Below are 22,780 nucleotides of genomic sequence, written 5' to 3'. Positions count from 1 at the left end.
CCGGGCCTGCCTAGCCTGGGCGGACCGCCGACCAGGAAGCCGAACCGAGATGCCCGTCGTCCAGACCATCACGCTGCCCCCGGGGGCCAGCACGGGCTGGCACTACCACCCGGGGCGGGTCGACGTCGTGGTGCTCTCCGGCACCCTGACCCGGACCCTGCACGACGGCCGGGTCGAGGTCAGCTGCGCCGGGGAGTCGCTGGTCGAGGAGGCGGGACCGGTCCACATCCACGTCGGCCGCAACCACGGGAGCGTCCCCGTCGTCCTGATCGCCAGCTACGACAGCCCGGAGGGCTGCCCGCTGGCGGTTCCGGTGGCGGTGCCGGAGTGGAGCCGCACCGGTCCCGAGCGCGACGACGGCTGAGCACGGCACGACTGCCCGGTGCGGTTGCCCGGCGCGACCGCTCGGCACCCCGACCCGGATCCGGCACGACGGCCGGGTGCCACGCGACGGCGGGGCGCGGTACGGCCACTGAGCGCGACGACGGCCGGGCGCGGCCCCAGCAGATGACGGCCCGCGGCGGCGGGAGGCTTGAGCAGATTCACTCGAACGTATTGACGTGACCCGGAGTTGGAACTTCCGCTCCGGGTTGTGGCGTTTCCTGGGCAAGGATCCGGCCGAACCGGACGAACCACCCCATCGATGGAGGACGAGAGACCCCACCACCGCACCACGGAGGTATGCGCATGACCTCAGACCGCTCCCCGTCGTCCGCCCGTGCCGATCTGCCAGGCCCGAGAGGCCCCGCGACGCCCTACCGGATGACCGTCACCACCGCGCTCCCGCACGCCTACGCCCTCGCCCTGGCCGACCAGCGCCTCGGCGCCTGGCTGAAACAGGAAGGCTGCGAGGAGCCACCGCCGGTGCTCCGCGAGCCCGTCGTCCACGATCCGGATCCTTCCGCACCCGCCCCCGAGCCCGGTCCCGCCGCCCCCGGCGAGCGCCTGCGGCTGGGCGGCCGCATCCTGCTCGACCGCGACGGCGGCCTGCTCCGCGGCAGCCGCGGCACCGGCCGCTACGACCGTCGCCGACTGCGCACCCCCGCCCCGCACGGGACGCACCAGCTCACCCTCACCATAGCGACCGGGGCCGAGGGCCCCACCTGGGTCCGGCTGGAAGCCGAGACGCACACCACCGGCAACGGCGTGCGGACACCCTGCCGGGTTCCGGTGCCCGAGCTGGCCCGCACCCTGCTGCCGCTGCTCGACGCCGCCGACGGTCCGGCCGCCGTCCAGCTCGCGCCGCGGGTGCTGAGCGCCGCCGACGTCGACGGGCTGATCGACGAGCTCTGCGACCCGGCGCGCCGACTGCCCACCGTGGTGGCCAGCGTCCCGCTCGACCGCGGGCTCGACGCATGGGTCGCCGAAGTCGTCCGCCCGCTCTGCGGGCAGCTGCCCGGCCTCGCCACCGCCTACGTGCTGGACCCGTCCGCCCGGACGGAGTTCAACGTCGCGCTGGAGTACCACGCCGTGTACGGCGGGGCGGTGCGCACCTATCTGCCCGAGGTCGACCCGGCCTCCCGGCACGACGGCGCCCGGCACCCGGTGCTGGCCCGTCGCCGGATCGAGGAGGACGTCCGGCGGGCGGCCGGCCTGCTGGCCCGCGAGCCGCGCCGGCTCGCCGCCGAACAGCCGCTGCCGCCGCCGCTGGCCGCCGTACCGGTGCTGCGGGTGCCCCCGCCCGCACCCCGGGCCGGCACCGGACCGGACGACGCCGCGGCCCGGGCCGAGCTCGCGGCCCTCGCCCACGAGGAGCAGCAGGACCGGGCCGAACAGCAGGCCAGGGCCGACGAGTTGGAGCGGGCCCGGCGCAGCCTGCGCCTGGAGCGCCGCCGCGGCACCGCCCAGGTACGCGCCCTGGCCGGCCGCCTCTGCCCCGGCCCCGGCAGCGCGGCCGCACCCGGCCGGACCGGCCGCCGCGCCGCTACCCCTGGCGCCCCCGGCGCCGCTGCGGCACCGGGCACCCCGGGCAGCTTCACCGAACTGATGGCCAGGCTGGGGGAGTTCCCGCTGCTCACCTTCACGGGGGACCAGAAGGCGGCGCTCGCCCTGGACGAGCTGCAGTGCTCCGGAGCCGGCTGGGCCAGGCTCACCTGGGACGGCCTGACCGCCCTCCAGGAGTACGCCGAGGCCGCCGTCCGCGGCGAGGCCGGCGGCGACTTCAAGCAGTGGTGCGAGCGGACGCCGGCCGGCTGCCACCGCTTCCCGCCCCGCAAGGCGGTACGCGGGGAGTCCCGGACGGTCTTCAGTCACACCAAGTGGAAGCGCGAGCGGATGCTGCCGGTGCCCGAGTGTGTCGACGCCTCCCGGCGTGCGTTCATGGGCGCGCACCTGCGGATCGGTGGCGGCCGGACGGCACCTCGGCTGCACTACCTCGACGACTGCTCCGGCAGTGGCCGGATCTATGTCGGCTACATCGGCCTACACCTGACCAACACCAGGACCAACTGAGAGGCTTGGCTGACCGGTGCGCCCGTTCGGTGGACAATGGCCGGCAGGGGTGGGCCGCGGGGTCGCGGGCCGGCCCGGGCAGGTGCCGGACGAGCATGGGGGAACGACCACCGATGCAGTACTCAGCAGACGGACACTCCGACGGTACGGTCATGGCCCCCCAACCCGGCTTTCTGGCCTCGGTCTTCCGCGACCTCGGCGTGGACGTGCCCGAGGACCCTGACGCGGCCTCCGCGCCCTTCGCGCCCGACGCGCCCTTCGCGCCCGGGGACCGGGGCGGGTCCGGCGGAGCGGCCGGCCCGCCGGACCCGCTCCGGTCCCCGGGCCGGGCCGGGCCGCCCGACACCGACACCGACGGGGACGAGGCCGTCGCCGCGCACGCCCGGGCCGCCGCGCTGACCCATCACCGCACGCTCACCGTCCAGGCCGAGCAGAAACGGCTGGCCGACCTGCTGCGGCGGGCCGCGCTGCCCGTCTCGGCCATGGACTTCGAGAGCCAGCTGCGCCGGTACGAGCCGAGGCCCTACCCGGCCGACGGCCCGTCACCGGCGGCCGGTGAGGCCGAGCCCCGCTGGGAGGACTACGCGCCCGCCGAGCCGCCCGCGGCCGACCCCGAAGTGAGCCCGGCCCGGCGCCTGCTGGACTCCGGCTACCAGCGCGAGCTGGCCCAGGCCCGGCTCACCCACCAGCGTGCGCTGCGGGAGTGGCGCACCCGGCAGGCCGAGGCCGGCAGCCCGGCCGCCGACGAGTCCCGGCGCGTCCACGAGCAGGCCGAGCAGGCCCGGGCGCGCGCGGTGCGGGAGTACAACGACAGCCTGGAGGAGTGCCGCCGGGCCTACCGGTTGGCCGAACCGGCGGCGGTGGAGTCACTGCTGGAGCGGGCCCTGGCCGCCGCCGAGACGGCGACCCAGGACCTCCCCGCCCCGTGCCGGGCGGTGTTCCGCCCGCTCACCCGCACCGCCGTCCTCGACCTCGACCTTCCCGCGCTCGACCTGGTGCCCTCGCTGACCGGCTACCGGCTCGGCACGGACGGCGAGATCCTCCCGGTGCCGCGCCCGCCCGCCGACAGGGCCACCGACTACCTCCGGCTGGTCGCACGGCTGGCGCTGCGCGCCCTGCAGGCCGCCGACGCCGTCGACACCGACGAGATACTGGCCGGCGTGGTGCTCAACGGCTGGCTGCGCGAGCCCGGGGCGGAGCCGCTCTGCCTGGTGAGCGTGGACGCCGACCGCGACGCCCTGGCCCGCACCAGGCTGCTGCCGCCCGCCGCCCCCTACGAGGAGCACGACGGCGAGGGCGTCTACGCCGATGCCGAGCAGGACGAGGCGCTGGTCCGACTGCGCCAGCTCGGCGCCGCCGTCACCCCCGACCCGTACGCCCGGGCGGGCGTCGAACCGGCCGCGGTGGCGGGGCCCGCCGTGCCGTCCGCGCCGGACCTCTCGGCGAACGAGTTCGCCCAGCTGGTGCGGGAACTGCTCACCCGGGGCGGGCTGGCGCAGTGGAGCGTACGGCTGCGCGGCCCGGCCGGACTGGTCGCCACGGGTGAGGGGCCGGTCGGCAGTGCGCTGCCCGGGCGCTGGGTGGTCTGGGCCTCCCGCGGCGCCCAGCCGGTGGGGGAGGAGGAGATCCGCACACTGGCGGAGGCGGTCCGCGAGGAGTCCGCCGAGCGCGGCCTGAGACTGACCACCGGCCGGTTCGCCGACGAGGCGCTCGACCTCACCGGCGAGGACGGTCACCAGCACATCCACCTGGTCGACGGCGACGGCGTCCGCGAACTTGCCCGCACCCACCTCGGCCTTCCGCTCGCCGCCGGGCTCTGACGCGCCGGCTTCTGACCCACTGGGCGCTGACCCACTGGGCGCTGACCCGCTGGGCGGTGACGCGCCGGGCGTTGACGTGTCGGCCCTGACCCGCCGGCCCTGACCCGCCGGGCCGATGGCCGGTCGGCCAGTGTGCCGGGGCCACCACGGCGTCGGTCGTCCGTCCTGGGGCGTCGACTCTGTCGGCCGCCGTGCCGTAGCCGGGGCCCGAGGAGCCGCCCGGAGGAGCCGCCCGGGGGCGAGTGCCGCTCACCCCGACGGCCCGCCCGGCGGGCGTCCGTCCGGACGGCGCGTGAAGCTGGTGGGCGCGGGCGCCAGGCGACCGGGCCCGGCGGGCGGCGGCGCTTCACGGCGTCCGCCCGGCCAGCCCTCCGGCAGCGGCCGGTGATCGGCCCGGGCGAGGGCGGGACGGGGTTGGCAGCGTGGGCACGGTGCCCGGTACGGGGGAGGCGCGGTGACCGCGATCCTGGTCGCCGCCGGGGCGTTCCTGATGACCCTGATCGGCGGCTACGTCGCCCAGCGCACCGGTGACCGCCGCCATCTGGTGCTGGGTTTCGCGGCCGGGCTGATGCTCGGCGTGGTCGCCTTCGACCTGCTGCCGGAGGCGGTGCGCCAAGCGCCCGAGGAGCTCCACGGCGTGCCGCAGGCACTGCTGATGTTCGCGGCCGGGTTCCTGGCCATCCACATCGTCGAGCGGGCGGTGGCCATCCACCGGGGCCACGAGGGCGAGTACGCCGAGCACACCCACGGCCACCAGCACGTCCACGGGCACGGACACGGCCGGGCGTCCGGCGCCGACAGCGGGGCGCCGGGCATCGGGCTGACCGCGGCGCTGGCCCTGGTCGGCCACAGCGTGATGGACGGCTTCGCGATCGGCGCCGCCTTCCAGGCCGGCACCACCGTGGGGACGGTCGTCGCCATCGCCGTGGTCGCGCACGACTTCGCCGACGGCTTCAACACGTACACGATCACCCGGCTGTACGGAAACGACCGGCGTCGGGCGCTGACCCTGCTGGCGGCGGACGCGCTCGCGCCGGTGACCGGCGCCGCGATCACCCTGCTGTTCACCATCCCGGAGCATCTGCTCGGCCTCTACCTCGGCTTCTTCGCCGGGTTCCTGCTCTACCTGGCCACCTCCGACATCCTCCCCGAGGCACACAGCCCGCACCCCTCGCGCACCACACTGCTCTGCACCCTGGTGGGGGTGGCCTTCATGTGGCTGGTGATCGGCTTCGCGGGCTGACGGGCTGACGGGCTGACGGGCTGACGGGCCGCGGCGTCGTCGTGCGGGCGACCGTTCACCGGCCCGGGAGCCGACCGACCGGGAGCCGACCGCCCGGGTGCCCGTCAGCCCGCGGGCCCGGCCGTTCACCCGCCGAGCGCGGCCCACCGGGTGCGCATCGCGGCCAGCGCGGCGGTGATCGCCGGGCGCCGGGAGGCCTGGGTGCGCCAGAGCGCGAACACCCGGCGGGAGGGCTCCGGCACGACCGGCCGGGCGACCACCTCCGGTGGCAGCGCGCCCCGTCCCAACCGCGGCACCAGGCCGACGCCGAGCCCGGCCGCGATCAGCGCGATCTGCGTCTCGAACTCGCCGACCTGGTAGCGCACCTCGGGCTCCTCGCCGGCCTCCCGCAGCGTCCGCACCAGCCAGTCGTGGCAGATGTTGCCCGGCGGCACGCTGATCCACCGCAGCCCGCACAGCCGTCCCACCGGCACCACGGCCAGCGCGGCCAGCGGGTGGGCGGCCGGCAACAGCAGGTCCACCGGGTCCGTGCCGAGCTCCAGCCGGGAGAGGCCCTCCTGCACCGGAAGCGGTACGGTCGGCCAGTCCTGGACGAGCGCCAGGTCCACCTCGCCCCGGGCCACCAGTTCGGCGGCCGGATACGGGTCGCTCTCCAGCAGCCGGACGTCCAGCTCGGGGCAGCGTTCGCGCAGGTCGGCGAGCGTGCCCGGCATCAGCCCCCGGGCGCCGGTGGCGAAGGCCGCCACCAGGAGCCGCCCGACCGCCCGGCCGCGCTGCTCCTCCAGCCGGACCTCGGCCTGTTCCACCAGGCCCAGCACCGCCTGTGCGGTCGAGGCCAGTTCGCGCGCGGCGTCCGTCAGCACCACGCCCCGGCCCTGCCGTTCCAGCAGCACCGTCCGGGTCTCGCGCTCCAGCTTGGCGATCTGCTGCGACACCGCCGACGGGGTGAACCCGAGCGAGGCGGCGGCCCCGCCCACCGAACCGTGCACGGCGACCGCGTGCAGCGCCCGCAGGCGTCCCAGATCCATCATGCAGCAATGCTAAAGCGTGGTCTTCAGTATTCATCGCTGGTGCTACACGGTCGGTGGCGGCCATCCTCGATCCATGACCGCAGCACAGGCCGCCACCGGCGGCAGCATGAGACCGCGTCACATCGCCCTGGCCGTCCTGGTGGCCGCCGTGTGGGGCCTCAACTTCGTGCTCATCCACATCGGCCTGCAGAACTTCCCGCCGCTGCTCTTCTGCGCGCTGCGCTTCGCGGTGGTCGCCGTCCCGGCGGTCTTCTTCGTCGGGCCGCCCCGGGTGGCCTGGCGATGGGTGCTCGCGGTCGGATTCGTGCTCGGGGTGGTCAAGTTCGGGCTGCTCTTCCTCGGCATGCACGCCGGGATGCCCGCGGGGCTCTCCTCGCTGGTCCTCCAGGGCCAGGCGGTCTTCACCGCACTGTTCGCCGCCGTGCTGCTGGGCGAGCGGCCCGGCGGGCAGCGGCTGGCCGGGCTGGCCGTGGCCTTCGCCGGCATCGGGCTGACCGCCCTCGACCACGGCCTCGGCGGCCCGGTCGGCGCGTTCGCCCTGGTCGTCCTGGCCGCCGTGGCCTGGGGGCTGTCGAACGTGCTGACCCGCAAGGCCGCCCCGCCGGACGCGCTGCGCTGGATGGTCTGGGTCAGCGCCGTCCCGCCGCTGCCGCTGCTCGGGCTCTCCCTGCTGGTCGAGGGGCCGGCCGCCGACCTGAAGGCGCTGCGCGAGATCACCCCGGCCGGCCTCGGCGCGATCGGGTACGTCGGGCTGGTCTCCACCCTGTTCGGCTTCGTCGCCTGGAGCTTCCTGCTGCGCGACTACGACGCCGGCGCCGTGGCGCCCTACTCCCTGCTGGTACCGGTGTTCGGGATGTCCTCGGCCTGGCTGCTGCTCGGCGAGAGGATCAGCCCGCTGGCAGGCTGCGCCGCACTGCTGGTGATCGCCGGGATCGGGATCACTGCGCTGCGCCCGGGGGCGCTGTCCGGCGCGGCGGCGTGGCGGCCGCGTACGCGGCTTCTGCGGAGCGCAGCACCCGCAGCAGCACCTCCTGCTCGGCGGGGCTGACCGGACCGAAGTACTCCTGCGCCACCTCGTGCCGGACCAGCCCGATCCGCTCCACCGCCGAACGGCCGGCCTCGGTCAGCACGATTCGCACCGCGCGCCGGTCGGCCGGGTCCGGGGTGCGCTCGACCAGGCCCGCCTCCTCCAGCGCGTCGACCACGGTGGTGGCCGAGCGCGGGGCGATGTGCAGCCGGTCCGCGAGGTCGCTCAGCCGCATGGCCCGGTCCGGCAGCTCGCAGCCGGGAGCGTGCGCGAGGGTGCGCAGGGCGCGGCCCTGGCCGGGGGTGATGCCGTAGGGCTCCAGCCGCTCGCTGGTGCGACGCCGGATTCGCTTGATCGCCCGGGTCATGGCGTCGGCGAGCTCGGCGGCGGTGTCCTGGGCGGTGCTGTCCTGGGCGCCGGAGTCCTGAGGGGCGGGGCCCGGAGGAGCGGAGTCCTGAGGTGTAGCACCGCCGGGCGCGTCCGGGGCCGGGGAGGGGCTCGCCGCGTCGTCGGTCGGCGTCGTGGTCATGGGCGGCTCTCCTCGGCAGGTGTTCGACCAAGGGTATCGGCCGGTCCGGGAGGCGGAAGGCGGCGAGGACCGGCCGTCGGACCGGCCGTCGGACTGCCGTCGGACCGGCCGTCGGACTGCCGTCGGACCGGCCGTCGGATCGGCCTTCGGGCCGCTCTGGGGCCGGGCATCGGGCCCTGTGCGGAGCCGGATCCCGGCGGGCACCGGAAATATGTTGAGTAAAGCTCAGTATCTGAGTTAGCGTAGCCACAAGTGAGGGCACCCTAAGTTCCCTCCGTCGACCCTTGGAGGGCCCGTGCCCCGCTCCGAAGCCCGCGTCGCCACCGACCGCCCCGCCCGCTACGCCAAGCAGCTCGCCGCCCACATGGGCCGCAAGATCGACGCCCACTGGTCCGACGAGACCGGCCGCGGCACCCTCGCCTTCAGCGCCGGAACCGCAACCCTGGAGGCCGCGCCCGACGCCCTGCTGCTCGCCGTCGAGGGCGAGGCCGAGAACCTGCCCGGCCTGGAGGACGTCGTCGGCCGTCACCTCGTCCGCTTCGGCGCCCGCGACGAGCTGGTCGTCCAGTGGCACCGCGACAACGGCGAGGCCGGCCTCGTCCACCGCAACGACGAGCCCGCCGAGGGCTAGGAGTTCCGCCCCCGGGGCCAGCGCGGCGGCAGCCACCGGGCGAACGCCCAGAGCACCAGGCCGCCCAGGCACCAGCTGGCCACCACGTCCAGCAGCCAGTGGTAGTCGCTCCACACCAGCCCGAGGCCGACACCGGCCACCAGCAGCGCGGCCGCCGCGTACAGCCGGCGGCGCGCCGCGGCGCCCACCGTACGGGCGAGCAGCAGCACGGCCACGCCGTACGAGAGGGCCGCGGTCGCCGTGTGCCCGGACGGGTACCAGCCCCACTGGTCCGGCGCCAGCGGCACCCCGAACGGGCCCGGGCGGGCGAACCAGGCCTTCGCCGGGACGACCAGCAGCGGGATCAGCACGGCCGTCAGCACCGTGGTCACCACCGGCCGCCACCAGCGCGGCGCCCCGGCCCGGTGGGACCGCCACCCGGCCAGCGCCCCGCCGGCCAGCAGCACCGGGATCGCCGGGACCGAACTGCCGAGGTCCGAGAGCGCTTTGCCGAGATGGTTGAGCAGCGTGCTGTGCAGCTCGTGCCGGCTCTCCCGGACGGTGTGCCGGGCCCACCGGTCCAGGCCCAGCAGCGGCCCGTCGACGGCCACCTGCCAGGAGACCAGTACCAGCACCCCGCCCAGCACGACCGGCAGCGCGGTGGAGGCGGAGAACCGCCCGAGAACGCGAAGCGGCCGCCCCGGAGCAGGGGGGAGAGCTCCGGGGCGGCTCTGATGATCGCCGTTCCGTGCGCCCCGGGGGGTGTGGGTCGGACGGTCGGTCGATCGGCCTTCGGTGTGCGCCGGCCCTTGCGGGACGGTCTGGTTGTCATCACGGCCGGCACGCGGACCCACCACCGGGGGCGGTGCCGCGGACGGATCCGTCAATGGCTGAGGCTCGCTGTCCATCTGTCATGACACTACGTCAACGGCCGTGTCGCTCCGAGGAGCTTCAGCGATTCCGCACAGCATCTTCACCCCGGCCGGGCCCCGGTCCGGACGGCCTCGCACACCCGGCCGAACCGGGCCGAACCGGGCCGGGGCGGCCGAACGGCCCGCCGGGACGAGAGTCCCGACGGGCCGTTCAGCGCTGTCCGGACATCCCTCCGGCGGGTCTGTGGCGCCCGGTCGGGCGGCAGGGTCAGGCGGTGGTGACGCCCTGGAGCGAGAAGGCGCCCTCGATGATGTCCAGGCCCTCGTTCAGCAGGTGCTCCGGCATGACCAGCGGCGGCAGGAAGCGCAGCACGTTGCCGTAGGTGCCGGCGGTCAGGACCACCAGGCCCTCGGCGTGGCAGGCCTTGGCGATGGCCGCGGTGGCCTCCGCGTTCGCCTCCTTGCCACCCGGCTTCACCAGCTCGACCGCGATCATCGCGCCGCGGCCGCGGACCTCGCCGATGATCTCGAACTTCTCCTGCATCGCCCGCAGGCGGTTCAGCATGATCTCGCCGATCCGCTGCGCCTTGGCGTTGAGGTCCAGCTCCTTCATGGTCTCGATGGAGCCCAGCGCGGCGGCACACGCCACCGGGTTGCCGCCGTAGGTGCCGCCCAGGCCACCCGCGTGCGCGGCGTCCATGATCTCGGCGCGACCGGTCACCGCGGCCAGCGGCAGACCGCCGGCGATGCCCTTGGCGGTCGTGATCAGGTCCGGGACGATGCCCTCGTCGTCACAGGCGAACCACTGGCCGGTCCGGCAGAAGCCGGTCTGGATCTCGTCCGCGACGAACACGATGCCGTTGGCCTTCGCGAACTCCACGATCGCCGGCAGGAAGCCCTTGGCCGGCTCGATGAAGCCGCCCTCGCCCTGGATCGGCTCGATGATGATCGCGGCGACGTTCTCGGCGCCGATCTGCTTGTTGATGATGTCGATCGCCTGGGCGGCGGCCTCGGCGGCGCAGTTCTCCGCACCGGTCAGCCAGCGGTACGGGTAGGCCACCGGCACCCGGTGGATCTCCGGGGCGAACGGACCGAAGCCCTGCTTGTACGGCATGTTCTTCGCCGTCAGGCCCATGGTGAGGTTGGTGCGGCCGTGGTAACCGTGGTCGAACACCACGACGGCGGTGCGCTTGGTGTAGGCGCGGGCGATCTTCACCGCGTTCTCGACCGCCTCGGCGCCCGAGTTGAACAGCGCGGTGCGCTTCTCGTGGTCACCCGGGGTCAGCTCGTTGAGCTGCTCGGCCACGGCCACGTAACCCTCGTACGGGGTCACCATGAAACAGGTGTGCGTGAAGGCGGCCAGCTGCTCGGTCGCCTTGGCCACCACGGCCTCGGCGCTGTTGCCGACGTTGGTCACGGCGATGCCGGAGCCGAAGTCGATCAGCGAGTTGCCGTCCACGTCCTCCAGCACGCCACCGTTGGCGCGGGACACGTACACCGGCAGCGTGGTGCCGACGCCGGCCGCCACCGCACCCAGCTTGCGGGCCTGCAGCTCCTGCGACTTCGGACCGGGGATCGCGGTGACCAGGCGGCGCTCCTGCGGGAGCGGCGTTGCGGCGCTCATGGGTTTCTCCAGACTTCTCGGCTCGGTGCTTCGCAGGCTACGGCCGCGTTCCCCGGCCAGGCATGCGCCACTCGGTAGCACTGGGCCGTCCGACTTGTCCTAGGCGGCCAGCGCGGGTGGTGCGACTACCCGGAGGCTCCGCTCCACTACATTGAGCGCGGGCGTGTCGCCGGTACGGCGGCATGGGTATGGCGGCACCGACGACGGTCGGGCCGGGCGGGCGAGGGAGCGGGGCCGTACATGGAACTGGACGGGGCACGGGGCCACGGCGAGCGGACCACCACCAGACCCCCCACACCCCTGCCCCACCCCCGGCCCCACCACCCCCCCTTCGACCTCCCCGCCTGGGTCGCCGCCCCCCGCCCCGAAGCCCCCCCGGGCATCTACCGCCAGGGCTACCAACAGGTCGACCCGGACCGGGCGGAGGAGGCGAAGGTGCCAACCGGGCCGCTGCTGCTCCGGGCTGCGCTGAACGTGGTCGCAACCGTCGCCACGTACTACGTCGGCACTGTGGTGCTGATGTACGCGGCGGGATTCCTCTTCCGCTGGTTCGACGGGACCTCGCCCGACCAGTTCAACGCGGTGCAGATCCTGATCAATCTGGTCACCATCAGCTGTGCGGCGGCGGTCTTCTGGCGGACGGGCCGCTGGCGGGAGGTGGCCCGTCGATTCCTGACCCGAGCCGGCTGGCAGCAGAACATCGCTCCTGTGCTCGCACGGGCGATCACCCATGAGGGGTCGGGCCCCGCCAAGCCGACGGCATCGCCGGAGGCGCCACCGGTCGCGGACCCGTGGTTCGCCCAACGTGTTGGCGGTGCTGGCGCTGCAGCGGGGAGGCTCGACGGGGAACCGGTCGGGGATGTCGACTACGTGCGAATCCAGCGGGCGTGGGAGTCGGCCCAGGCCGACCACGTGTTCGTACCGGCCTTTGTGGAACAGGTGATGGCTCGTGGCGCGGCGGCGTTCAGTCACCCGTCCGGTAGCCGGGAACTGACCGGGCGGGTTGCGCATCACGACCTGCTGGTGCAGCAGGTGCGGCTCGGGACGACTCAGGATGTTCCGAAGAACCCTCAGGCCTACCGGACGACTGGATTCGCGCTTGATCCGACGCTGCTGGGCACTTCGCTCCTTGCGGTCGGCCCGGCGGGGACCGGGAAGACAGCGCGGCTGGCCCGGCCCGCCGTCGAGGCGCTCTGCCTCCAAGCGCTGGCGGGGACGGCGTGCGTGGTGGCGATCGGGGCCGCGGACGCCGATCTCGGCCCGGACTCCTGGTACGACGTGGTGATCGTGCCGGGGGAGCCTGGTTCGGTCTACGGACTGGACCTCTACGGTGCCACGCAGGACCCGGACGAGGCGGCCGCCCGGCTGGCGGACGCACTGTTGCCGGACGAGCTGACTGCACGCGCGGAGAGTGCCCGGATGGCTCTCCAGCAGGTGGTCGGCCCGTTCCACGCCGCCTATGGCCGCTATCCCGGCGTGCGAGAGCTGCGAGGGCTGCTCTCGGGTGAGGCGGACGTCAAGGAGACGCTGGTGAAGGCCTTGCGCGCGGCAGGCCGACTGGCAACCTATGAGCGGGACCTGGAACATCGCGACCTGCAACGCGGACGGGCGGACGACCCGGGGGCGCTGCTGGCGGACCGGCTCGCGTTGCTGGACCGCCCGGCGTTCGAAGGGGCGTTCATGACTGACGGCACCGGTCGGCCGCCGTTCGCGATGCGTGCCCTCGACCACCCGCTCCGGGTCAGGGTGAAGCTGCCGGAGCGCAGCCACCCGGAGGCGGCGCGCATCCTGTCGCGGCTGGTGGTCGGTCAGTTCGTGCTGGCGGCGGCTGCCCGTGAGGATCGCTCGCTCTTCGCCGGCCTGGTGGTGGACGACGCGTCGGCGGCACTCGATGCGAGCACGGTGCGAGGGCTGCAGCGGATGCGCGGAGCCAACGCCGGAGCGGTTCTGTTGCTGCGCACGCTCATGGACCTGCCCGAGGTGCTACGGACGCCATTGTTCGGTGCCGTCGGATGCCGAATGGTCTTCCCCGGTATCGCGCCTTGGGACGGAAAGTTCTTCTCGGAAGCCTGGGGCACTCACGTGATCCACGAGAAGGTCGTCACCCATGCCCCACTGACGGAGGGCGGTGCCCTCCGGCGGGCCGGGCGGCTGGGCCGGAAGGCGTTGTCGGGGACGACCGCGCAGACCGAGTCGGTGACGACCCGGGACGTGGAGCGGTTGCGCTGGTCGCCGTCGGACCTGGCGCACGCGTTGCCGGCGGGGCACGCGGTGGTGTCGTTGACGGCGGTGTCGGGGGAGCAGGTACCGCCGTTGCTGGTGGATCTGCGGGGCTGAAGCTCGCCTTCGAGGTGGATTCGGCAGTGCCGGTTGTCCGGGGCGTCCATAATGAGAGGAGAGACCCCTCCCTCAGCCCCGACGCCCCGAAACAGAGGCCCCGAACCACAGAGGCCCCGAAGCCGACAGGGCCCCGAAGCCCCGACGTCCTCGTAGCCCACGTAGTCCCCAGCTCCCGCTGCCCTCTCCTCGCCCGGCCGCAACGGCGCGGTCAGGTCGTTCCCTCGAAGGTGCCATGCCTCCCACACTCGCCTCCGTCGTCCGCAACACCTCGCTCCATCTGACGGTTCTCGCCGGTGCGGACCACCTGGAGCGGCAGGTCCGCTGGGTGCACACCAGCGAGCTGGACGACCCGACGCCGTTCCTCGAGGGCGGCGAGCTGCTGCTCACCACCGGCATCAAGCTGGGCCGTACCGCCGCCCAGCTGCAGGCGTACGTGCACCGGCTGGCCGACGCGGGCGTGGTGGGGCTGGGGCTGGGCGTCGGGCTGTCGCACACGGAGGTGCCGCAGCCGCTGGTGGACGCGGCGGCGCAGCGGGGGCTGCCGCTGCTGCGGGTGCCCGAGCCGACGCCGTTCATCGCGATCAGCAAGGTGGTGTCGGCGGCGCTGGCGGCCGAGCAGTACGAGGCGGTGACGACCAGTTTCGAGGCGCAGGAGGAGCTGACCCGGGCGGCGCTGGGCAAGGACGGCACCACCGCGGTGGTGCGCCGGCTGGCGGCGCGGCTCGGTGGCTGGGCGGCGTTGTACGACGGGTCGGGTGCGCTGTCGGTGGTGGCGCCCGACTGGGCGGCGCGCCGGGCGGGGCGGCTGGCGGCCGAGGTGGACCGGCTGCGTCGCCGGCCGGCGCCGTCGAGTGCCGCGCTGCAGGGACGGGCGCCGGGGATAGACACGGCGGACGAGGACTACGTGGTGGTCCAGTCGCTGGGGGCGGACCGGCGGGCCCGGGGCTTCCTGGCGGTGGGGACCGAGGACCGGATCACGCCGACCGAGCGGTACGTGCTGAACGCGGCGGTGGCGCTGCTGACCCTCACCCTGGAGCGCTCGCGCGAGCTGCGGCAGGCGGAGGAGCGGATGGGCGCGGCGCTGCTGCGGATGGTGCTGGCGGGTGAGGTGGGGACGGCCCGGCAGGTGGCTGCGGGGCTGTTCGGCGGGCTGCCGGAGGGGACGGTCCGGGTCATGGTGGCGGGCGCCGGGCAGGGCGTGGACGCCGCGGAGGCGCTGGGCGAGCTGGGTGACCGGGCCGAGCAGGCCGGTGCCCGGGTGGGCGAGAAGCTGCTGGTGGCGCGGGAGGACGGTGCGCACGGGGAGCGGCTGATGGTGCTGGCGCTGGACAACGGCGCGGTGCACCGGGCCTGTCTCGGGGTGGTGGAGGAGCACGAGGGGCTGTCGCTGGGCGTCTCGGCGCCGACGGCGCTGGAGGAGGCGGGGACGGCGCACGCGCAGGCCGAGCGGGCCCTGGCGGTGGCGCTGCGCGGCGGCCGCCGGTCGGTGGACCACGAGGAGGTGGGGGCGGGTTCGCTGCTGCCGCTGCTCGGGGAGGACGCGGTGACGGCGTTCGCGGAGGGGCTGCTGCGCCCGTTGCGGGAGCACGACCGTACGGCGCGCGGTGACCTGGTGGCCTCGCTGCGGGCCTGGCTGTCCAGACACGGTCAGTGGGACGCGGCCGCCGCCGACCTGGGCGTGCACCGGCACACCCTGCGGTACCGGATGCGGCGGGTCGAGGAGCTGCTCGGGCGTTCGCTGGACGACACCGACGTGCGGATGGAGCTCTGGCTGGCGCTGCGCTCCGGCGAGGAGTAGATCCTCGGCGCTCCCGCGGGGAACGGATCACGGCGCTCCGGCGAGGAATAAATCCCTGGGCTGGACGCTGTGGAGTGCCTGCCCGGTCGAACGCTACTTCGTGGCCAATCCGGGTCGGTGCGCCGCCGCCCTACCCTCGGTTCCAGGTTCCACGTCCGTGGGGCCGTGAGGACGACGAGGAGAGGGCCGGTACCACGGTGACCACCACGTACGAATTCTGGCTGGCCGGCCGCCGGGCTAGCGGCGACGCCGACTTCGAGGTGCACAACAGCTGGGACGGCCGTCTGGTCGGCAGGGTCAGCGTGCCGACCGAGGCCCAGGTCGAGGAGGCGCTGGACGCCGCCGTGGCCGCGCTTCCGGTGTTCGCCGCGACCCCCGCGCACGTGCGCGCCGCCGCGCTGGACCACGTGGCCAAGCGCCTGGCCGAGCGCACCGAGGAGATCGCCCGGCTGATCACCGCCGAGAACGGCAAGCCGATCAAGTGGGCCCGCGGTGAGGTCGGCCGTGCCGTCTCCGTCTTCCGCTGGGCGGCCGAGGAGGCCCGCCGGACCAACGGCGAGACCATGCGGCTGGACACCGACCCGGGCGGCGTCGGCCGTTTCGCGGTGGTGCGCCGGTTCCCGCGCGGCGTGGTGCTGGGCATCGCCCCGTTCAACTTCCCGCTGAACCTGGTCGCCCACAAGGTCGCCCCGGCGATCGCGGTCGGCGCCCCGATCATCCTCAAGCCGGCTCCGGCGACCCCGCTCTCGGCGATGGTGCTGGGCGAGATCCTGGCCGAGACGGACCTGCCGGCCGGTTCCTGGAGCGTCCTGCCGGTGCCGAACGACCGGATGCCCGCCCTGGTGCAGGACCCGCGTCTGCCGGTGATCTCCTTCACCGGTTCGGACAAGGTCGGCTACCAGATCATGGACTCGGTGCCGCGCAAGCACACCACCCTTGAGCTGGGCGGCAACGCCGCGGCCGTGGTGCTCGCCGATTGGTCCTCCGAGGCCGACCTGGACTGGGCCGCCACCCGGATCGCGATGTTCGCCAACTACCAGGGCGGCCAGTCCTGCATCTCGGTGCAGCGCGTGATCGCCGACGCGTCCGTCTACGACGCGCTGGTGGAGAAGGTCGTCGCCAAGGTCCGGGCCCAGGTCACCGGTGACCCGAACGAGGACGCCACCGACGTCGGCCCGCTGGTCGACGAGAACGCCGCCAAGCGGGTGGAGTCCTGGGTGGACGACGCGGTCGCCAAGGGCGCCAAGGTGCTGACCGGCGGTACCCGCGAGGGTGCGACCTACGCCCCGACCGTGCTGGCCGACCTGCCGGCCGACGCGATCCTGGCCAAGGCCGAGGTGTTCGGCCCGGTCCTGTCGCTGCACAAGGTGGACGGCACCGACGAGGCCTTCGCCGCCGTCAACGACTCCGACTTCGGCCTGCAGGCGGGTGTCTTCACCCGTGACCTGCAGACCGCCTTCCGCGCCCAGCGGGAGCTGGAGGTCGGCGGCGTGATCATCGGTGACGCCCCGTCCTACCGCGCCGACCAGATGCCGTACGGCGGCGTCAAGGACTCCGGCGTCGGCCGCGAGGGCGTCAAGTACGCGATGGACGACTACACCGTCGAGAAGGTCCTGGTCCTCACCGGCCTGGACCTCTAGGACGAGCGTCGAGGGGCCCGGCACCGCGGAGCGGTGTCCGGGCCCCTCGACGTGTCCGGGACGGACGGGACGGGGGAGCGGCTCAGCCGTGCCCGGCGGCCGCCGCGACGGCCTCGGCCACGGTGGCGTTGCCGGAGACCAGTTCCAGGGTCTGCCCGGTGGTGCCCGGCTCGTGCAGCAGCGCGGCCAGCACGGCGGCCACGTCGGCCCGGTCCACCGCTCCGCGCCCGACGGACGGGGCGAGCCGGACCAGGCCGGTGCCGGGGCCGTCGGTGAGCCTGCCGGGGCGCAGCACCGTCCACTCCAGCGCGGTGCTCGCCCGGACGGCGTCGTCGGCGGCGCCCTTGGCCCGCAGGTAGGTCTCGAAGACCGGGTCGGCGGGGTACGTCGCGCCGGCGTCGGCGCCCATCGAGGAGATCATCAGGTAGCGCCGGACGCCGACCAGCCGGGCGGCGTCGGCGAGCAGGACGGCCGCGTCGCGGTCGACGGTGTTCTTGCGGTCGGCGCCGCTGCCCGGCCCGGCGCCCGCGGCGAAGACCACGGCGTCGGCGCCGGCCAGCACCTGGGCGAGTTCGGGGGCGGTGGTGGCCTCCAGGTCGAGCAGCAGCGGCTCGGCGCCGGCGGCCACCAGGTCCGGGGCCTGTTCGGGGCGGCGGATGATCCCGGCGGGCCGGTCGCCGCGCTCGGCGAGCAGCCGTTCCAGCTTGAGCGCGATCTGTCCGTGGCCCCCGGCGATGACGGTACGCATGGCTCCGACGGTAGCGGGAGCACGGACCGGCGTCCTGGGGAGGCCCGCGGGCAGGACACAATGGGCGCATGACTTCGCTCGCGCACCCGCAGTTGCGCTTCACCCCCGTGGTGAAGGACCCCTCCGCCCCCCGGGAGCTGGTGATCCTCGGTTCCACCGGTTCGATCGGCACCCAGGCCATCGACGTGGTGCGCCGCAACCCGGACCGGTTCCGCGTGGTCGCCCTGTCGGCGGCGGGCGGCCGGGTGGAGCTGCTGGCCGAGCAGGCGCTCGAGCTGGGCGTGCACACCGTGGCGGTCGCCGACCCGGCGGCCGAGCCGGCGCTGCGCGAGGCGCTGGCGGCGAAGGCCGCGGGCCGGCCGCTGCCCGCCGTGCTGGCGGGCCCGGACGCGGCCACCGAACTGGCCGCGACGCAGTGCCACTCGGTGCTGAACGGCATCACCGGCTCGATCGGCCTGCGCCCGACGCTGGCCGCGCTGGAGGCGGGCCGGGTGCTGGTGCTGGCCAACAAGGAGTCGCTGATCGTCGGCGGCCCGCTGGTGAAGGCGGTCGCGAAGCCCGGGCAGATCGTGCCGGTGGACTCCGAGCACGCCGCGCTGTTCCAGGCGCTGGCCGGCGGGACCCGGGCGGAGGTCCGCAAGCTGGTGGTCACCGCCAGCGGCGGCCCGTTCCGCAACCGCAGCCGCGAGCAGCTGGCGGGCGTGACCCCGCAGGACGCGCTGGCGCACCCGACCTGGGCGATGGGCCCGGTGGTGACGATCAACTCGGCCACCCTGGTCAACAAGGGCCTGGAGGTGATCGAGGCGCACCTGCTGTACGACGTGCCGTTCGAGCGGATCGAGGTCGTGGTCCATCCGCAGTCGGTCGTGCACTCGATGGTGGAGTTCACGGACGGGTCCACGCTGGCCCAGGCCAGCCCGCCGGACATGCGGATGCCGATCGCGCTGGGCATCGGCTGGCCGGACCGGGTCCCGGACTCGGCGCCCGCGTGCGACTGGACCAAGGCGGCCACCTGGGAGTTCTTCCCGCTGGACAACGAGGCCTTCCCGGCGGTGGAGCTGGCCCGCGAGGCGGGCTCGCTGGGCGGCACCGTCCCGGCGGTCTTCAACGCGGCGAACGAGGAGTGCGTGGACGCCTTCCTGAACGGCCGCCTCGCCTTCACGGGGATCGTGGACACTGTTGCCAAGGTCGTGGCCGAGCACGGAACGCCCGCGGCGGGAACTTCCCTGACGGTCGAGGACGTCCTGCACGCGGAGGACTGGGCCCGCGCCCGGGCCCGCGAGCTGGCGGCGGGCTGACGGACCCGGCCGCCGCGGCCGGTGACAGACCGCGGTGGTATCCGGTAGGACAGGACGACGGCGGAGCGGCATGACGGAGGAGCATCGGTGGCAACGGTGATGACGGTGGTCGGCATCCTGGTCTTCGCGGTCGGGTTGCTGATCTCGATCGCCTGGCACGAGCTGGGCCACCTCTCCACGGCCAAGCTGTTCGGCATCAGGGTGCCGCAGTACATGGTCGGCTTCGGCCCGACCGTCTGGTCCCGGAAGAAGGGCGAGACGGAGTACGGCTTCAAGGCGATCCCGCTGGGCGGGTACATCCGCATGATCGGGATGTTCCCGCCCGGCGAGGACGGGCGGATCACCAAGCGCAGCAGCTCGCCGTTCCGGACGATGATCGAGGACGCCCGGGAGGCCTCGTACGAGGAGCTCCAGGAGGGCGACGAGCACCGGCTGTTCTACACGCGCAAGCCGTGGAAGCGCGTCATCGTGATGTTCGCGGGCCCGTTCATGAACCTGGTCCTGGCGTTCGGGCTGTTCCTGACCTACCTGATGGGCTTCGGCGTCAACATGCCGGTGCCGACGATCGGCACGGTCGCGCAGTGCGTCGTCAAGGCCGGCCAGCCCACGGACACCTGCCCGGCGGGCGCCCCGCTCACGCCGGCCGCCCAGGCCGGGCTGAAGCCCGGTGACAAGGTCGTCTCCTTCGACGGCGACCGGATCCGCGACTACGAGCAGCTCCAGGCGGACATCCGCAGGTCGGCCGGGCGGACGGTGCCGGTCGTGGTCGACCGCGACGGCACGCGGCTGACGCTCACCCCCACCATCGCCGTCAACGACGTGCAGAAGTACGACGGCAACAACCTCCCGGTGAAGGGCCAGACCGTGCAGGCCGGCTTCCTCGGGTTCACCCCCACGAGCGGGGTCGTCCAGCTGGGCTTCGGCCAGTCCGTCGACCGGATGTACGACATGGCCGAGAACGGGGTGAAGTCGCTGGTCGCGCTGCCCGGCAAGATCCCGGGGCTGTGGAACGCCGTCGTGGACGACGCGCCGCGCGACCCGGACTCGCCGATCGGCATGGTCGGCGCCGCCCGGGTGAGCGGCGAGGTGTTCTCCCTCGACATCCCCGGCAGCCAGCGGATCGCGTTCTTCGTGAACCTGCTGGCCGGCATCAACCTGTCGCTCTTCCTGTTCAACATGCTGCCGCTGCTGCCGCTGGACGGCGGCCACATCGCGGGCGCGCTCTGGGAGTCGGTCCGCCGGCGTTTCGCGCAGCTGTTCAAGCGGCCCGACCCGGGGCCCTTCGACGTGGCCAAGCTGATGCCGCTCGCCTACGTGGTGGCCAGCATCTTCATCGGCTTCACCCTGCTCGTCCTGGTCGCCGACCTGGTGAACCCCGTCAAGATCAGCTGACGGTGCGGGTACGGCTGGTGTGCCCGGGCCCACCACCGTGCCGTACCGTTGGAGGCCGGGTGCGCGTTCGTCCGCACGCCCGGCCCCGGCCTTCCCGAACGGCCGGACCGATCTCACCTCAACCCCGGGGAACCCTGCGCACATGACCGCGATCTCGCTCGGTATTCCGTCCCTGCCGCTCAAGCCGCTCGCCAAGCGCCGTTACTCCCGGCAGATCATGGTCGGCAACGTTCCGGTCGGCGGTGACGCGCCCGTCTCCGTGCAGTCGATGACCACCACGGTGACCGCGGACATCAACGCCACGCTGCAGCAGATCGCGGAGCTGACCGCGTCCGGCTGCCAGATCGTCCGGGTGGCCTGCCCGTCGCAGGACGACGCCGACGCGCTGCCGATCATCGCCAAGAAGTCGAAGATCCCGGTCATCGCGGACATCCACTTCCAGCCGAAGTACGTCTTCGCCGCGATCGACGCCGGCTGCGCCGCGGTCCGCGTCAACCCGGGCAACATCAAGGCCTTCGACGACAAGGTCGGCGAGATCGCCAAGGCGGCCAAGGACGCCGGCGTCCCGATCCGGATCGGCGTCAACGCCGGCTCGCTCGACAAGCGTCTGCTGGAGAAGTACGGCCGGGCCACCCCCGAGGCGCTGGTCGAGTCCGCGCTCTGGGAATGCTCGCTGTTCGAGGAGCACGACTTCCGCGACATCAAGATCTCGGTCAAGCACAACGACCCGGTCGTGATGATCAACGCCTACCGCCAGCTCGCCGCCGCATGCGACTACCCGCTGCACCTCGGCGTCACCGAGGCCGGCCCGGCGTTCCAGGGCACCATCAAGTCCGCGGTCGCCTTCGGCGCGCTGCTCGCCGAGGGCATCGGCGACACCATCCGGGTCTCGCTCTCCGCCCCGCCGGCCGAGGAGATCAAGGTCGGCAACCAGATCCTGGAGTCGCTCGGCCTGCGCGAGCGCGGCCTGGAGATCGTCTCCTGCCCGTCCTGCGGCCGCGCCCAGGTCGACGTCTACAAGCTCGCGGAGGAGGTCACCGCCGGGCTGGAGGGCATGGAGGTGCCGCTGCGCGTCGCCGTCATGGGCTGCGTCGTCAACGGTCCGGGCGAGGCCCGCGAGGCCGACCTCGGCGTCGCCTCCGGCAACGGCAAGGGCCAGATCTTCGTCAAGGGCGAGGTGATCAAGACCGTTCCCGAGTCGAAGATCGTCGAGACCCTGATCGAGGAGGCCCTCAAGCTCGCCGAGCAGATGCAGGCCGAGGGCGTCGAGTCCGGCGCCCCGACCGTGACCGCCGCGGAGTGACCGGCGGACAGTAGTTTCCGGAGGCGGGGCCGTCCGTGCGCGGACGGCCCCGCGGCCGTAGCCGGGTGGGGCCACGGAGTAGGGTGCGGCCAGAGTCGTCTCAGTGAGGTGCTGTCTCGATGCTCGATCGAGGTGTGATGCTCCCCAGCTCGTTCCAGGCCGCCCGCGCCCTGGTGACCACGCGCGTCCTGGAGGCCCCCGACCTCGCGGACACCCTTGAGGTGCTGCACCGCGACCCGGTGGCCAACGCCTTCGTCGCCACCCGGGTGGAGGCCGTCGGCCTGGACCCGTGGCGCCTCGGCGGCGAGATGTGGGGCTGGTACGACGAGCACGGCGAACTGGACGCGCTCTGCTACGCCGGCGCCAACCTCGTCCTGGTCAACGCCGGACCGCAGGCCGTCCAGGCCTTCGCCGAACGGGCCCGCCGCCAGGGCCGGCGCTGCTCCTCGATCGTCGGCCCCGCCGAGTCCACCGCGGCCCTCTGGGCGCTGCTGGAGCGCAGTTGGGGCCCGGCCCGCGAGGTCCGCGGCCACCAGCCGCTGATGGCCGCCACCGTGCCGTCCGCCGAGATCGCCCCCGACCCGCTGGTGCGGCGGGTGCGGCGGGGCGAGGTCGAGACGCTGATGCCGGCCTGCGTGGCGATGTTCACCGAGGAGGTCGGGGTCTCCCCGCTGGCCGGTGACGGTGGCCTGCTCTACCAGGCCCGGGTCGCCGAACTGGTCGCCGCCGGGCGCTCGTTCGCCCGGTTCACCGAGGACGGCGAGGTGCTCTTCAAGGCCGAGATCGGTGCCGTCACCGAGGGGGCCTGCCAGATCCAGGGCGTCTGGGTCGACCCCGCCCACCGCGGCCGGGGGCTCTCCGAGACCGGCATGGCCGCCGTCCTCGACATCGCCCTGCGCGAGGTCGCCCCGGTGGTCTCGCTCTACGTCAACGACTACAACCTGCGCGCCCGCGCGGCCTACCGCCGGGTCGGTTTCCGTGAGGTCGGCGCGTTCATGAGCGTCCTCTTCTGAGGCCGGTGCCCTACGGGCGCCCGGTTCCCCTCCCAGGGCCG

18 protein-coding genes are annotated in these 22,780 nt (G+C 73.9%); 13 read left to right on the top strand and 5 right to left on the bottom strand.

The features are described 5' to 3' along the window. Positions 1-49: 49 nt before the first annotated feature. From J5Y04_RS36550 to J5Y04_RS36535, 4 genes are all read left to right on the top strand, one after another. The gene (locus J5Y04_RS36550) at positions 50-364 is read left to right on the top strand and encodes a cupin domain-containing protein (RefSeq protein ID WP_209416842.1); all 315 of its coding nucleotides are present in this window, start codon (positions 50-52) and stop codon (positions 362-364) included. Positions 365-762: 398 nt separating this feature from the next. After that, positions 763-2,451: a hypothetical protein gene (locus J5Y04_RS36545; RefSeq protein WP_209416841.1), complete on the top strand. Its 1,689-nt coding sequence runs from the start codon at positions 763-765 to the stop codon at positions 2,449-2,451. Positions 2,452-2,603: 152 nt separating this feature from the next. Further along, positions 2,604-4,271 (top strand): restriction endonuclease, encoded by a 1,668-nt coding sequence (locus tag J5Y04_RS36540; RefSeq protein WP_209416840.1) that lies wholly within the window; start codon positions 2,604-2,606, stop codon positions 4,269-4,271. A 454-nt stretch (positions 4,272-4,725) separates the two neighbouring features. Further along, a complete protein-coding gene (locus J5Y04_RS36535; RefSeq protein WP_374106190.1) occupies positions 4,726-5,514 on the top strand; it encodes a ZIP family metal transporter in 789 nt (262 codons plus the stop codon). 125 nt (positions 5,515-5,639) lie between these two features. Here the strand turns inward: J5Y04_RS36535 and J5Y04_RS36530 are convergent, their stop codons facing one another. Continuing rightward, positions 5,640-6,545, bottom strand: coding sequence for a LysR family transcriptional regulator (locus J5Y04_RS36530; protein WP_209416839.1), 906 nt, complete (start codon positions 6,543-6,545; stop codon positions 5,640-5,642). A 106-nt stretch (positions 6,546-6,651) separates the two neighbouring features. On the opposite strand from J5Y04_RS36530, the gene J5Y04_RS36525 reads away from it, so the two are divergent. Continuing rightward, entirely contained in the window at positions 6,652-7,593 is a 942-nt protein-coding gene (locus J5Y04_RS36525) for an EamA family transporter (RefSeq protein WP_209416849.1), read from the top strand. Here the strand turns inward: J5Y04_RS36525 and J5Y04_RS36520 are convergent. Continuing rightward, a complete protein-coding gene (locus tag J5Y04_RS36520) occupies positions 7,484-8,101 on the bottom strand; it encodes a MarR family winged helix-turn-helix transcriptional regulator (RefSeq protein WP_209416838.1) in 618 nt (205 codons plus the stop codon). The genes J5Y04_RS36525 and J5Y04_RS36520 overlap by 110 nt on opposite strands. Before the next feature lie 295 nt (positions 8,102-8,396). On the opposite strand from J5Y04_RS36520, the gene J5Y04_RS36515 reads away from it, so the two are divergent. Beyond that, positions 8,397-8,732, top strand: coding sequence for a DUF2218 domain-containing protein (locus tag J5Y04_RS36515; protein ID WP_209416837.1), 336 nt, complete (start codon positions 8,397-8,399; stop codon positions 8,730-8,732). Here the strand turns inward: J5Y04_RS36515 and J5Y04_RS36510 are convergent. Both J5Y04_RS36510 and gabT read right to left on the bottom strand, forming a co-directional pair. Next, complete coding sequence (locus tag J5Y04_RS36510; RefSeq protein WP_209416836.1) at positions 8,729-9,358, bottom strand: phosphatase PAP2 family protein; 630 nt, start codon at positions 9,356-9,358, stop codon at positions 8,729-8,731. The genes J5Y04_RS36515 and J5Y04_RS36510 overlap by 4 nt on opposite strands. Positions 9,359-9,851: 493 nt before the next feature. Further along, a complete protein-coding gene (gene gabT / locus J5Y04_RS36505; protein WP_209416835.1) occupies positions 9,852-11,207 on the bottom strand; it encodes a 4-aminobutyrate--2-oxoglutarate transaminase in 1,356 nt (451 codons plus the stop codon). 435 nt (positions 11,208-11,642) lie between these two features. On the opposite strand from gabT, the gene J5Y04_RS36500 reads away from it, so the two are divergent. From J5Y04_RS36500 to J5Y04_RS36490, 3 genes are all read left to right on the top strand, one after another. After that, positions 11,643-13,544: an ATP-binding protein gene (locus tag J5Y04_RS36500; protein ID WP_307853483.1), complete on the top strand. Its 1,902-nt coding sequence runs from the start codon at positions 11,643-11,645 to the stop codon at positions 13,542-13,544. A gap of 235 nt (positions 13,545-13,779) precedes the next feature. Continuing rightward, complete coding sequence (locus tag J5Y04_RS36495) at positions 13,780-15,345, top strand: PucR family transcriptional regulator (protein ID WP_209416833.1); 1,566 nt, start codon at positions 13,780-13,782, stop codon at positions 15,343-15,345. A gap of 197 nt (positions 15,346-15,542) precedes the next feature. Further along, positions 15,543-16,985 carry an aldehyde dehydrogenase family protein gene (locus tag J5Y04_RS36490; RefSeq protein ID WP_209416832.1) on the top strand — a complete coding sequence of 481 codons (1,443 nt, stop codon included), beginning with the start codon at positions 15,543-15,545 and terminating at the stop codon, positions 16,983-16,985. An 82-nt stretch (positions 16,986-17,067) separates the two neighbouring features. Here the strand turns inward: J5Y04_RS36490 and J5Y04_RS36485 are convergent, their stop codons facing one another. Continuing rightward, positions 17,068-17,733 (bottom strand): NAD(P)-binding oxidoreductase, encoded by a 666-nt coding sequence (locus J5Y04_RS36485; protein ID WP_209416831.1) that lies wholly within the window; start codon positions 17,731-17,733, stop codon positions 17,068-17,070. A 68-nt stretch (positions 17,734-17,801) separates the two neighbouring features. On the opposite strand from J5Y04_RS36485, the gene dxr reads away from it, so the two are divergent. From dxr to J5Y04_RS36465, 4 genes are all read left to right on the top strand, one after another. Beyond that, entirely contained in the window at positions 17,802-19,031 is a 1,230-nt protein-coding gene (gene dxr, locus J5Y04_RS36480; RefSeq protein ID WP_209416830.1) for a 1-deoxy-D-xylulose-5-phosphate reductoisomerase, read from the top strand. An 87-nt stretch (positions 19,032-19,118) separates the two neighbouring features. After that, complete coding sequence (locus J5Y04_RS36475) at positions 19,119-20,423, top strand: RIP metalloprotease (RefSeq protein ID WP_209416829.1); 1,305 nt, start codon at positions 19,119-19,121, stop codon at positions 20,421-20,423. 142 nt (positions 20,424-20,565) lie between these two features. Continuing rightward, positions 20,566-21,726 (top strand): flavodoxin-dependent (E)-4-hydroxy-3-methylbut-2-enyl-diphosphate synthase, encoded by a 1,161-nt coding sequence (ispG, locus tag J5Y04_RS36470; RefSeq protein ID WP_209416828.1) that lies wholly within the window; start codon positions 20,566-20,568, stop codon positions 21,724-21,726. 137 nt (positions 21,727-21,863) lie between these two features. Further along, a complete protein-coding gene (locus J5Y04_RS36465) occupies positions 21,864-22,739 on the top strand; it encodes a GNAT family N-acetyltransferase (protein ID WP_209416848.1) in 876 nt (291 codons plus the stop codon). Positions 22,740-22,780: the final 41 nt, after the last annotated feature.

It is taken from the genome of Kitasatospora sp. RG8, assembly GCF_017813315.1.
GTDB lineage: Bacteria > Actinomycetota > Actinomycetes > Streptomycetales > Streptomycetaceae > Kitasatospora.
The sequence above is the reverse complement of the archived record's forward strand: the minus strand, read 5'-3'. Positions and strand labels throughout refer to the sequence as shown.